The sequence below is a fragment of the Methylobacterium sp. V23 genome (assembly GCF_002917135.1).
Lineage (GTDB): Bacteria > Pseudomonadota > Alphaproteobacteria > Rhizobiales > Beijerinckiaceae > Methylobacterium.
Window position 1 is genome coordinate 1 of record NZ_PDHT01000023.1, and the last position, 12,884, is coordinate 12,884.

The 12,884-nt window shown below is 67.1% G+C and carries 7 protein-coding genes, 2 tRNA genes and 2 pseudogenes; 3 read left to right on the forward strand and 8 right to left on the reverse strand.

The window, feature by feature from the left end:
• Positions 1-906, reverse strand: a pseudogene (locus tag CRT23_RS19495) (IS3 family transposase); the annotation flags it as partial.
• A 218-nt stretch (positions 907-1,124) separates the two neighbouring features.
• Here CRT23_RS19495 and CRT23_RS19500 point away from each other — a divergent pair.
• Positions 1,125-1,361: pseudogene (locus tag CRT23_RS19500) on the forward strand (IS3 family transposase); the annotation flags it as partial.
• 8 nt (positions 1,362-1,369) lie between these two features.
• Here the strand turns inward: CRT23_RS19500 and CRT23_RS19505 are convergent.
• The 6 genes from CRT23_RS19505 to CRT23_RS19530 form a co-directional block, all read right to left on the reverse strand.
• The gene (locus tag CRT23_RS19505) at positions 1,370-2,251 is read right to left on the reverse strand and encodes a hypothetical protein (RefSeq protein WP_103711280.1); all 882 of its coding nucleotides are present in this window, start codon (positions 2,249-2,251) and stop codon (positions 1,370-1,372) included.
• A 240-nt stretch (positions 2,252-2,491) separates the two neighbouring features.
• On the reverse strand, positions 2,492-2,647 hold the full coding sequence (locus CRT23_RS28540; RefSeq protein WP_181017390.1) for a hypothetical protein: 156 nt from the start codon (positions 2,645-2,647) through the stop codon (positions 2,492-2,494).
• 696 nt (positions 2,648-3,343) lie between these two features.
• Positions 3,344-3,418 (reverse strand) — tRNA-Thr (locus tag CRT23_RS19515).
• A gap of 159 nt (positions 3,419-3,577) precedes the next feature.
• Positions 3,578-4,036 carry an NUDIX hydrolase gene (locus CRT23_RS19520; RefSeq protein ID WP_055957640.1) on the reverse strand — a complete coding sequence of 153 codons (459 nt, stop codon included), beginning with the start codon at positions 4,034-4,036 and terminating at the stop codon, positions 3,578-3,580.
• A 326-nt stretch (positions 4,037-4,362) separates the two neighbouring features.
• Positions 4,363-4,827 carry a MarR family transcriptional regulator gene (locus tag CRT23_RS19525; RefSeq protein WP_181017394.1) on the reverse strand — a complete coding sequence of 155 codons (465 nt, stop codon included), beginning with the start codon at positions 4,825-4,827 and terminating at the stop codon, positions 4,363-4,365.
• A gap of 211 nt (positions 4,828-5,038) precedes the next feature.
• Positions 5,039-6,106 (reverse strand): HD domain-containing phosphohydrolase, encoded by a 1,068-nt coding sequence (locus tag CRT23_RS19530; RefSeq protein ID WP_103711284.1) that lies wholly within the window; start codon positions 6,104-6,106, stop codon positions 5,039-5,041.
• Positions 6,107-6,350: 244 nt separating this feature from the next.
• Between CRT23_RS19530 and CRT23_RS19535 the strand changes: the two genes are divergently transcribed.
• Together CRT23_RS19535 and CRT23_RS19540 are read left to right on the forward strand one after the other, a co-directional pair.
• Positions 6,351-6,440 (forward strand) — tRNA-Ser (locus tag CRT23_RS19535).
• Between the two features lie 510 nt (positions 6,441-6,950).
• The gene (locus CRT23_RS19540; protein WP_103711286.1) at positions 6,951-10,961 is read left to right on the forward strand and encodes an SdrD B-like domain-containing protein; all 4,011 of its coding nucleotides are present in this window, start codon (positions 6,951-6,953) and stop codon (positions 10,959-10,961) included.
• Between the two features lie 177 nt (positions 10,962-11,138).
• On the opposite strand, the gene CRT23_RS19545 is transcribed toward CRT23_RS19540, so the two are convergent.
• A complete protein-coding gene (locus CRT23_RS19545) occupies positions 11,139-12,869 on the reverse strand; it encodes a chloride channel protein (RefSeq protein WP_245436403.1) in 1,731 nt (576 codons plus the stop codon).
• Positions 12,870-12,884: the final 15 nt, after the last annotated feature.

Below are 12,884 nucleotides of genomic sequence, written 5' to 3' on the forward strand. Positions count from 1 at the left end.
CGCGGACGGAGACCTGTTGCCTAGCCAGCCGTCCTTCCTCGCTACGTAGGACGTTGTCCGAGCGGATAGGGCCGGGCACCCCGCGCAGGCTGAACAGGTCCGAGAGCACGTCGATCCCATCAAGGGCCTTCAGCTTACGGGCGACCCGGATCGCTAGGCACTCGCGCGTGAACGCATCGATGACGTTCAGCATCCGGTCCTTGCGTCCGTTGTGCGTGCGGTGCTCGACGACGTCGTAGGACCAGACGTGGTCGGGGCGCTCGGGCCGCAGTCGCAGGCAGGAGCCGTCGTCGAGCCAAAGGCGTGCCCGTTTCGGCTGACGAGCGGGAACCTTGAGCCCTTCACGGCACCAGATGCGCTCGACCCGCTTCACGTTCACCGTCCAGCCGTCACGCCGGAGCAAGGCCGCAATCCGACGGCAACTGTCGCGCCCGTACTGGACGGCGAATGCGATGATCGCGGCCGTCAGAGCGGCCTCGTCCTCGACCAGGACGGCGGTCTTGCGTTGCGTCGAACGATGCTGCCCCAAGACGCGGCAGGCGAAACGTTCGGACACGCCGTGCTCGGCAACGACGTCGTCGACACAAGCACGGCGGCGAGCCGGGCTCAGAAGTTTTGCTGGCGCTGCCCTTCGGGTCCCGAAGCTGCCTCCTTCAGGATCAGCTTCTCTAAGGTCAGATCCGAGATCGCCCGACGAAGCCGTTGGTTCTCCGTCTCCAGGGACTTCAGCCGCTTGACCCGGTCACCCGTCAGGCCACCGTACTCGGAGCGCCAGCAGTCATACGTGACCTCAGTCACCTCGATGGAGCGGATTGCTTCGGCAACCTTGCGACCTTGCGAGACCAAGACATCCACCTGACGAAGCTTGGCGACAATCTCTTCAGCCGTGTGCTTCTTCCGCCCCATGATGACATCCTCCACATGGCTCGAAGCCATACCTTAGGGAGGACCACTCTTCAGGAGGCAGGCCAGGTGCCGGGATCGCGGGCGTCATCCGCCCCTCCAGGTAGTGCCGATCGTCCTGCCGATAGAGCGCTACCCAGCGCTGCCGGCCCTCCGCGTGTCCCGCACCGCGCCGGCCAAGGCCGACGAGCCCCGCCCCGGCGAGCGCGAGGCACAGATCAGAGCAGAGTCGAGCCTGTCCGGCGTTGAAGATCGCTCGGCGCATCAACAGCTTGGTGGCGATTGAAGCACGGGCCGACGTGATGTGCCTGCACGCCAGCCCTGAACACAACCGCCGCGATAACGGGCCGGAACTGATCGCGAAGGCGCTGCGCAGGTGGGTTGCCCAAACTGGCTGACAGATCCAGTCCATCGCGTCGGGCTCACCTTCGAAGAATTGCTACCGCGAGAGCTTCAATCCGAGTTGCTATGGCTCGACAGTGAAGCAGTCTGCTGTGACTTGGCACAGAAACCGTTCCGCCATCTCGCAGATTAAGATGTTGGGCTTTATTTTTTTAAAATATTCCCAGTCCACGGCCGGAGACCAAATGAAGTGTACCTCACGGAAGGTCTCCGCTAGCATGATAATGAGACTTGCTGCCGAAAAGTGCGCGTAGGAATCGCCGACGAGCATCAAGGTCCGCGGGTCGGCGTGTGTGCTTTGATTCCGATACACGTGGTGTATGCCTCTGTGCGATGAGGTCTGTTGCGACTCGAACAGCAAGGCCAGCGAATTCGCGTGGGTCCGGGTCGAATCTGACTGGAGATCGTAGAAAGTTCGTCGTTCTGAGCGTTCAGGATTTAATTTCGATCCAAGGTCGCCCGCAGAGACTTCCTCTCTGAAGGCCCTGCGATGAAAGTCATTCACCGGCTTGGCCCCGCATGACCGACAGATCTCCCGATAGGCAATCGTGCACCCGGCTAGCGTCCAATGCGTATCCGTCCGCTGATAAAGATCGCTCTTCGTCCGGTTCGCTCGAAAGTGGGAATAGAGTCGGATGTAGGATCGGCGTAGGAGAGGGTGAAACAAGAGGTTCCGATGCAGGCGCTGGCTTAGTGAAAATTTAGGATCAATTGCAAGCTCGCCGAGCTGATCGTCGTAAATGTAGATCTTTTCCGGAGCGATCATCGTAAAATATCGGCAGTTTGCTTGTTTGGCTGCAAGATATCTTTGAGTGAAGATCTTCTGCCAAGCCTGAAGTTGGATGTCGATTTCGACGCTTCTCCTAGAATGAACCAGGACCTTGTTGCTTCCCCCGACGAGGAAGAGCCATCCGTTGGTTCCTGTATGAACGTCGTGCTCAGACATGGCTCGGGTTTCGCGTTCTCAACGAGGTTGTGCGCATGAGGTTTTTTCGAGCGTTCAATGCCCTACCAGAGCTAAAAATTCCGAGAGGTCTCCAAATTTCATCGCCATAGACACGATCGCTCCACTGCGAGCTGCTCACCCCGGCTGTAAAAAGCGATAGTGAAGCTCGCCGAACGTGATCCAGCCGAATGGCGACGGATTATCTCGGTTCCTTGTTTCTTCGGCTCCTTGTCTCTCCGGCTACTTATCCCGCAAGTGCCAGGGAGCAAAAGCGATTGCCGCGATGCATCCCATCAGGATCAGGATGGCCGGATGGTCGTACTGGATTGCGAACAAGAGCAGGCCGAAAAAGGCGGCCGTGATCCCGGCCATCACAGCGATCGCGGACATATTCATTGGGACTGTCGGCCCTTTCCCGGCTTGACCGGCAGAACCGCGGTGCGCGTGGCTGCGTGCTTCACCTGCTCTGTGACATCCTGGTTCGCGACCGCGAGGGCGGCCCCCTCGTACGAGCCTCCCGCCTCGGCAAGGTGATGAGGCAGGCGTCCCCGAACGGGAATGCCCGGTTGGTTGGAGGGGCCATGTCGGCGTCGACCGCGGCCATGACGGCCGCCTCGAGGATGGCCTTCGCCTTGTCGAGCTTGCCGGTTGTTGGGTTCCTGGCCATGTCGCCGAGATAGGGCGGTGTGACGCGACGTCACCGGCCGAACGTCCGCAGCGGCCAGCGTGTCTCGCTGATAGGTCGAGTTCACGAAGCGCATGCGGGTCTCGTGGACACTGGAAGGCGGCTTGAGGCCGGGCACCATGGCGACGCTGAAGTCGGGTCGAACGGTGCCGGACGCGGAGTGGGCTCCGAATATCTCACGTGTCGTCCGATCGAGGGCGACGGCCCGATCGACCCACGATCCAGGAAGGCGACGCCCAATAGCTTGGACGAGCAGCGAGCGCGAGCCGAGGCGCCGAGATCTGCCCTGTGATCGGTTGCCACAGGTGAGCCGATCGAGGCCCCGGAAACGTGCTGCCCACTATCGTCCGGGGTCAGTCGCCAGTCTGCACCGCCGCCCCTAACTCTCTGTAATCGTCAGGGGAAAGTGGTGCTGCTGGACAGGATTGAACTGTCGACCTCCTCATTACCAATGAGGTGCTCTACCACTGAGCTACAGCAGCTAAACGTCCTGGGTTGCGGCAAGGGCCGTGCGAACCGGACGGACGGGCAATTAGCCGATCATCATCCCCTTGGCAATCGCATCGCAGCGAATTGTGTCGGTTTCTCTCAGGCCGGTGGCCGAATTCCCACGGGCGCAGTGGGCACCTGGCGCGCCTGCCTCAGGCCAGGGCGCCGGTGTCCCGCTTGCAGGCGGCCCGGATGATCGCGGCGAGCCCCGCCTCCGCCACGGCGTCGGCCGCCTCGGACGGCTTGAACCAGCGGTCCTCGCGCTGGTGACGCTCGGGCCAGTGCTTGAGCTGCTTGCGCACCTCCAGGGGGAACACCTTCACCTGGCACAGGACCGCATCGCGGCTCTTCAGGCGCTTCTCGTAGAGGTAGAAGCCGAGGGGACGCTTGCCGACGGTGCCGAGGAGGCCGGCCTCCTCGTACGCTTCCCGGGCGGCGGCGTCGTAGGGCTTGCGCCCCTTCATCGGCCAGCCTTTCGGGATCACCCAGCGTCGGCTTTCCCGCGAGGTGATGAGCATGATCATGAAGCCGCCGTCGGGCATCCGCCGGAACGGCAGAACTCCAACCTGCCGTCGCGGGGCCAGATCCGCTTCGCCCGCATGCGCGCTCATCGGTCGGAAACGCCGGACCGACCAGCAAGTTCGACCCTGATGCGTCCGCGCCCGGGCACGCAACCGATCGACGGCCACGGCACTCCGTTCGCCGGAACCCGGTGCCGGGTCGCGATGGCCTGCTGAACCGGTCGGTGGAGTTCCACGATACGCTCAATCCCGCACAGGTGTGACCGAGGGCTTGTCCGCGGCATCGCGCGCTCGACAGCCCCGCCTTAGCGGCACTGTCCCGTCCGGTTCAAGAAAAACTTATCCGGCAAAGTTCCTGCGCGTCTCCCAACGACGGCGTCTGGAGCCAGGCGCGGCCGGGCCGGCACCCTGCTCCCTCACCCGGCCGCACTGAGGTTCTCGATCAGGGCGTTCAGGTCGGCCCGCATGGCCTGCACCTCCGGCTCCGACATGTTGAGCTGGCACATCACGGATTCCCGCACGGCGGCCGCCTCGGCACGGAGCCCCTGTCCACGCGGCGTGAGCGCGATCTCGACCTCGCGCTCGTCGGAGCGCCGGCGGCTCCGAACAAGGAAGCCCGCCACCTCTAGGCGCTTCAAGACCGGGGTCAGGGTGCCGGAATCGAGACGCAGGCGCCGCCCGATCTCCGAAACCGTGATGCCGTCGGTCTCCCACAGCACCAGGAGGACAAGGTATTGCGGGTAGGTCAGGCCCATCCGCTCCAGCATCGGGCGGTAGGACTTCGTCATCCGGTGGGCGGCCGCGTAGAGGGCGTAGCAGAGCTGGTTGTCGAGGAGCAGCGGATCGGTGAGGGGCGCGGTTGTCTCGCGAGGAGCGTCCATCATGCATGCCATGCCACTGAAATCCCGAAGCCCCCGACGTCCCAGCAAGACGACGGGGAACGCCCCTGCGGACAATCGAGGATAGCGGACGTAGATGGCTCTAGTATATGCCTGTTTCGCCGCAGCGGTAACAGGATCCCGGCCTTCTGTAGCCCAATTGGATCCGGGGATGTTCGCCGGCTGAGCCGGGATCAGTGGTGTCCCGACGGGGTCAGGCCGCCGCGCTCTCCGGCGGATGCTCCGCGATCAGCACGACGATGTCGCTCCAGCGCGAGACGAAGGCGGCGACGCAGTCGGGATCGAAATGCGTCCCGGCATGCGCTTCGATGTGCTGGCGCGCTCGCTCCAGAGACCAGGCCTTCTTGTAGACCCGCTCGGAGATGAGGGCATCGAACACGTCGGCCACCGCGATGATCCGGCCGGCCAGGGGGATCTCGGTGCTTCTCAGGCCCTGGGGGTAGCCCTCGCCGTCCCAGCGCTCATGATGGGTCAGCGCGATGTCGGAGGCGAGCTGCAGCAGGTGGGAGGGGCTGTCGTGAAGCATGCGGTAACCCCGAAGGGCATGCTGCTTCATCTCCTCGCGCTCGGCCTCGGTGAGGGCGCCCGGCTTCATCAGGATATGGTCCGGGATACTGATCTTGCCGATGTCGTGCATCGTCGACGCGAAGGCGATGTCGTTCGCCTCCTGCTCCGAGAGGCCGAGGCCCTCGGCGATCGCGATGGCGCAGCCGGCGACGCGGGTCAGGTGGCCTCCCGCCTGGTCGTCGCGGAACTCCGCAGCCAGCATCAGGCGGCGGATGATCTCCCGCTCCCGGGCAGCGGCCTCGACGACGGCCCGCTCGACGGTGTGGGCCGCCACTCGGCCCTGGTGCTCGGCGGCCCGGCGGGCGAGGGCGAGCTCGATCAAGTTGCCGACCCGGGTCCGCAGAGCGAAGGGATCGACCGGATACGCCATGACATCGGTGGCCCCGGCAGCCGCGGCTTCGCGCCGGACCGGTTCCGCATCCTCGGGTGCGATCAGCAGAAGCGGCGTCCGGGCCAGCACCGCCCGGCTGCGCACCCGTGCGATCAGCGCGAGCACCGCGCGCGGATCCTGGGCACCCGCCTCGACCACGACCAGGTCGCAGGCCGGCAATGGCCCACGATCGGTCGCGAGATCCTGCGGCAGGCCGGTGACCGGACGGATGACGCAGCCGAGGGGGGACAGCACGCGGATGAGATGCAGGGGCGCGGAGCCGGCCAGGATGGCGATCACGGCAGTGGCGGCGTCCAATGCCATCCCTCGGCTTCCCGATCCTGTAAATCCCCGTACGGCGCCCAAGGCGTCGCCGACGGTTTCCCGATTCCGCGTCCCTCAGACCCTCGCACCGGTCCGGTTAAGCAACGCTGAAGGCGCCGGCGTACCTGACCTGCGCGGAGGCCGGCCACCCTGTCCGCTCCCGCCCACGCTTTCCCGCGATCCCCGCTTGTGAAAGCCGGAGCACTCGTGCTAGTGACCGCCCGTCTCATCGAGGCGCCTTCGCGGAGAGGTGGCAGAGCGGTTGAATGCACCGCACTCGAAATGCGGCATGCCTGCAAGGGCATCGGGGGTTCGAATCCCCCCCTCTCCGCCATTTTATTTCGTGGTTCAACGTCAGTCACTTAGCCTGGCACTGGCAAGGCGTTTTGTAGTTTTTTGTGGGTGCCGTGTTGTAGCAGCCGCGCCCTATCGGATCGTGTCGGTCATCGGATTCTCGGTGATCCAGACGATCCGGTCGTCCAGCCCGTAGGGACTGACAGCGCACCGGCCTAGAGCCGGATGCTCGCCCACCGTGATGTCGTGCGGCCCTTCTCCAGGCTCAAGGGCCCTACCAAAGGGCCGACCCCTCCAAAGGGGGGCCGATCACGCTCCATGACGCGACCTGGCCTGCACCATCGCCTGCGGATGCCGTCTGGAGACGGCCCAAGACAAAGCGGCCCGAGCTTGTGCGGGGCGAGACACTTATCCCGGCGCTATAGCGATATTGTTCTGCCAAATAGCCTGTTTTGTCACTATATCGTGTTGCGCCCCGGCGCTATAGAGGCCTAACTGAATTGATAAAGCGCGGTGCGGCGAAGCATCGTCAAACATCAGGGAGGTTCGTATGGCTGCTGCGATGCTGTCCGGGACGGTCTTTGCGGATCTCAACGGCAATGGCGCCCGCGAGGCGACGGAGACCGCCCTCGCCGGCTTCTCGGTCGATCTGCTCGCCGCCGACGGGAGCGGCAGCGTGCTGGCGACGGTCAAGACCGACGTGAACGGCACGTACGCCTTCGCCAGCATCGCGGGTGGCACCTACGCGGTGCGTTTCACGCCGCCGACCGCCGGATATCGGGGCAGTGCCGGGACGACGGGGACGGATGGCCGGACGCTCGTCACCAATCTGAGCGTTCCCGGAAATGCGGCGACGGTCTTCGACGAGGGATTCTCCAAGGCGGGCACGATCGCCGGGATCGTCTTCACCGACGCGAACGGGAACGGCGCCTTCAACGCGGGCGAAGTGCTGACCAACGGCGTCGATGTGAAGCTCTACAATGACATCGGCGTCCTCCTGGCCACCACGACGTCGAGCAACAAGGACGCGTTCCGGCCGGGCACGAGCGGCGTCTACAGCTTCCAGAATCTCGCCCCGGGCACTTACACGGTCAGCGTGACCGCACCGGACGGCAAGGTCACGAGCGGCGCATCCACGCTCACCGAGAGCGTCACCAGCGGTGCGGTTCTCAGTTCGCAGAACTTCGGTGTGAAGAACAATCCGCCGACGGTCAGCCTGTCCGGGACGATCTTCGGCGACGCGGATGGCAACGGACTCCAGTCGGCGAGCGAAGGGGGCATCCGCGGCGCCAGCCTGCTCCTGCGCGACGCGGTCACCGGGGACACGCTGAAGTCCACCGTCACCGACTCCGCCGGGCACTACAGTTTCGGGACGACGGCGGGCAGCTATCTGATCACCGTCGCGACCCCGGCAGGCCTGAAAGGCACCGTGCCGACCACAATCGCGACGGGGAGCGTCGCCGACGGGGCGTCGAACCCGCAGCTCAATGTGGGGTTCGCGGCGGACCCGGTCAGCGACAAGACCGACGCGATACCCGGGACCACCGTGCTCAACGTCGTGCTTCGCGGCCAGTCCAACACCTACTTCCCGACGCTGTACGGCAACCTGCCGAAACTGAAGGCCGCCATCGAGGCGCAGCTGGGATTTGACGGAGTCCAGCAGGTCGTCAACGTCATCGGCACGCATGACAATGCGAATGGGGCTAACACCGAGTGGCCCGGCACCGGGATGCTCACCGACTGGCTGACCCCGGTCAATGGCGACGACCGGAACGGATGGACGGCCAACCAGCAGGAAATCGGCCTTCTGAACACGATCGGGCAGCTTCCGGCTGCCCAGAGGGCCGCGCCAACGGCCATCGTCTGGTTGCACAACGAGAACGACAGCCAGAACACCAACCTCACGACGGCCATGTGGGAGAGCGCGGTGCGCTACGAGGCTGGCCTCGTGCGCGGCGTGCTCGGCCAGGATGCGGCCACCGTCCCCTACCTGTTCGTCAACGCCATCCCGTTCCCCGCGCAGACGGCGGGAGTCACCCGCACGCAGCCGATCCAGAACCAGGCCATCCGGGTCGGGCAGGCCGAGCTCACCGAGGACAAGGCCTTCAATGCCGGCTACGCCACCCACCAGGCGAGCGACGTCAACATGGACGTCGACGGCCACGGCATCACGCGGCAGCCGGGGAGCGTGCATTTCGACCGCGCGGACGCGGATCTGATCTTCAACCGAATCGCGCTGTCGGTGGCGGAGGAGTTCAAGGCCTCGGCCCGCCCCGGCTCGCCCATGGCGCTGGCCGGCGGCGACATCGACGACGACGGCCCCCACGTGGTGCGCGCCGACCGCGTCGCCGGCGCCGCCAACCAGCTCCTGCTCACCGTCGAGTTCGACCAGGCCACGGCGATCAAAGCCCTCGGAAGCGCCGCCGCCGCCGGGACCGGCTGGAGCCTGCGCCCCGATTGGAGCGTCGGAACCAGCCAGGTGCTCGCCACCCAGGCCGAGATCGTCGACGCCACCCACATCCGGCTGACCTTCGACCGCGACGTCCCCGCCGCCACCGAGCTGTTCTACGGATGGGGCGGCGACCGCATCGCCCTGCCCGGGCAGCCCGGCATCGGCGCCGCGATCTACGACGCCAACAACCTGCCGCTCTGGGTCGATCCCCGCGGCCTGGCGGTCACCAGCCCGAGCGTCGGCCCGGGCCCGATCGCGGTCCAGGCGATCCCAGACAGTGGCACCGGCATCGACGCCGGCGGCGACGGCCTGCTCAAGGCCGGGGCCCCCGTCACCCTGGCCGTCCAGTTCGCCGCCGCCGTCGACGTGACGGGCGCGCCCGTGCTGACCCTGAGCAACGGCGCCACCGCCGCTTACGCGGGCGGGTCCGGAACGACCACGCTGCGCTTTGCCTACGTGGTGGCCCCCGGCCAGGACGTGCCGGACCTGGCCGTCACCGGCATCGGCCTGACGAACGCCGCCCTGGTCGGCCAAGACGGCAGTCCCGTCGCCCTGGCCGGCTTCGTCACGGCGATGCCCGGCACCCTGACCATCGACACCACCGCGCCCGCCCTGACCCTGACGCAGGCCCCGTCGGCGACGATCGAGGCGACCTCCGCCGCGGGCGCGGCCGTGCGCTTCGCCGCCACGGCGACGGATGCCGCGGATGCCCACCCGAGCGTCGCCTTCACGGAAGGCGGCGCCGTGGTGACGTCGGGCCAGGTCTTCGGCCTCGGCAGCCACACGGTGACCGCGACCGCGCGCGACGCGGCCGGGAATCTCGCCGACCCGGTCGCCTTCACCTTCGCGGTGACCACCACGCCGGTTACCCGGGCGGACGCGGTCAACCTCGACGCGCACACGATCGCGAGCGGAAACGTGCTCGCCAACGACGTCGATCCCGGTGGCGGTGCCTTGCAGGTCGCGTCGGTCCAGTCGGATTCCGGAACGACCTACGCTGTTCCGACGAAGGGCAGCGTCACGGTCGCGAGCGCCCATGGCGCCCTGACGATCGAATCCGACGGGCATTACACCTATCTGGGCCGGAGCGCCGGCTCCGACACCTTCACCTACTCCGTCGCAGATGGCCGCGGGGGCAGCGCCTCGGCCGTGCTCACCGCCACCGTGGCATCGGCCGCGCCCGCAACGGACGCGACCTTCGCCTTCGCCTTCGCGCAGGCGAGCCTCACCTATCGAAGCGGCGACGCGCTGCTGACCGGGCCGGATGGCGTGGTGCACGACGTCACCGGCATCGGCCATCTCCACTTCACCGACGGCACGATCGACGAGGCCGACGGATCGCCCCTCGTCGACGACCTGTTCTATTACGCCGCCAACCCCGATGTCTGGGAGATGCAGGTCGATCCCGACCAGCACTATGCCCAGTCCGGCTGGCGCGAAGGGCGCGACCCGAATCCGCTGTTCTCGACCTCCGGCTACCTGGCGGCGAACCCGGACGTCGCCAGGGCCGGCATCGACCCCCTCGCGCATTACGATGAGTTCGGCTGGCGCGAGGGACGCAACCCGTCGCCTTCGTTCGACACGAAAGCCTACCTTGCTGGGAACCCGGATGTGGCTGCGGCGGGCGTCGATCCCCTCGCGCATTATCTCGAGTTCGGGCGGACGGAGGGTCGCACGGAAGCGCCTGTCTCAGCGACGGCACCGATTCCTCCGACCACACCGATCGTCGACCAGCTCAAGGGCGACTTCGATGCCACCTACTATCTGGACCGAAATCCGGACGTGGCCCGTGCGGCCGCCGCATCCGGCGTCGCACCGGACAGCTTCGCCTTCACGCATTACCTGCAGTTCGGGGCTGCCGAGGGGCGCGACCCGGACGCCTATTTCTCGACGAAGGGTTACCTGGCCGCCTACCCGGACGTGGCCGCAGCGGGCCTGAATCCGATGCTTCATTACGAGGATTTCGGATGGCGCGAGGGCCGCAACCCGTCGGCCCTGTTCGACACCCAGGCCTACCTCGCCGCGAACCCGGATGTCGCCGCTGCCGGTATCGATCCGCTGGCCCATTATCTCCGATACGGAATCCTCGAGCATCGCGACCTTGCCTGACGCGCGACGTGCGAGAGCCGCGGCGGTGGCCGTCTGCCCAGGCCGCTGCCGGAGGGGGGCGCCCTGGCGCCGCGATCCGGCCGCCGTCGGGCAGGGTCGGGACTGGTTGGCGGGCGCTCCGGCATCGTGGGCCAAGCTGCGAGAAGAAGCGCCGTGACCTTCGCCGGCAGGGCGCGGTCAGCGCGCGTCCGGGGTCCCGCCGGCCGAGCGGGCCTTCATGTGCTGAAGGGGGCGAGGGCCGAGAAAGGCCCGCCGCTCCCGCTCGCCCCGCACGACCGTGGCGCGAACCTGCAGCAGGTCCTTGCAGGTGAGCAGGCCCACCAGGGCACCGCTCGCCGCATCCGTCACCGGAACCCGCCCCTGGCCGGCAGCCATCATGATGTCGAGGGCGCGGGCGACGACGTCCTCCGGATGAACGACCGCCAGGGCGGCATCGGAGACCCGCGCCCCGAGGCGCTCCCCGCCATGCCCGCCCTCCGCCGTCCAGCGTAGGGCATCGCCACGGGTGACCAGCCCCACCGGGCGTCCCTGCCCGTCGACGACCGGGTAGGCGTGATGCGGCCCGGTCTCGATCGCCCGGATAGTGTCGGCGATCGACCGCTCCGCATCGAACACATCGACCGTGCGGGTCATGACCGCGCCCACGCGCGTCAGCTCGTAGGGATCGAGCCCGTACTCGCGCGTCACGTGCTGCCCGCGCCGGGCGATCTTCTCCGTCAGGATCGAGCGCTTCAGCAGCAGCACGGTCACCGCGTAGGCCGCGACGGTGGCGGCCAGCAACGGGGCCAGGATGTGGACGTCGCCGGTGAGTTCCACCGCGAAGAGCGCCCCGGTCAGGGGCGCGCGCATGGTGCCGCCCAGCATGGCGGCCATGCCCAGCAAGGCCCAGAAGCCGGGGGAACCGGGCAGGGCGAGGCCGACGACCCAGCCGAGGGCACCGCCGAGGATGAGCAGGGGCGCCAGCACGCCCCCGGAGGTGCCGGACGAGAGGGCCACCAGCCAGATCGCCGCCTTGACCACGAGGATCGTCAGGACGGCCCGGGCGGCGAGGTCGCCGGTCAGGAGATCGCCGATCACGTCGTAGCCGACGCCGAGGGCGCGGGGCTCGACCAGACCGCCCAGGCCGACGAAGAGCCCGCCGATGGCCGGCCACCACATCCAATGGATCGGCAGGCGCTCGAAGGCGTCCTCCAGGACGTAGAGGAGTTTCGTCAGGAGGCCCGACTGCAGTCCGGCGAGAATGCCCAGTCCCGCGCAGGCGATCAGGCCCCACCAGGGCAGGGCCGGATCGGCCGAGAACGGGAACAGCGGCCCGGCTCCGAAGAGCAGCGGGCGCCAGCAGGTGGCCGTGATGGCGGCGGCGGCCACCGGGATGAAGCTGCGCGGGCGCCACTCGAACAGCAGCAGCTCGACGGCCAGGAGCACGGCCGCGATCGGTGTCCCGAAGATCGCGGTCATCCCGGCCGCGGCGCCGGCCACGAGGAGCGTCTTGCGCTCCGCCGCACTCAGGTGGAAGAACTGCGCGAACAGGGAGCCGATGGCGCCGCCCGTCATGATGATCGGCCCTTCCGCGCCGAACGGCCCGCCGCTGCCGATCGAGATCGCCGAGGAGATCGGCTTGAGCACGGCGACCTTCGCCGACATGCGGCTCCCGCCGATGAGGATCGCCTCGATGGCTTCCGGGATGCCGTGACCGCGGATCTTCTCCGAGCCGAAGCGCGCCATCGCCCCGATCACGAGCCCGCCCAGGACCGGCACGAGCACCATCCAGGGCGTCCGCGCCGCGGCGGCCATGGAGACCGGCATCGTGTCGAGGCGGCCGAACCAGGCCAGGTTCGTCACGAGCGTGATCAGCTGGACGAGCAGCCAGGCCGCCAGCGCTCCGCCGGTGCCGACGACGAGCGACATCGCCACCAGGATCAG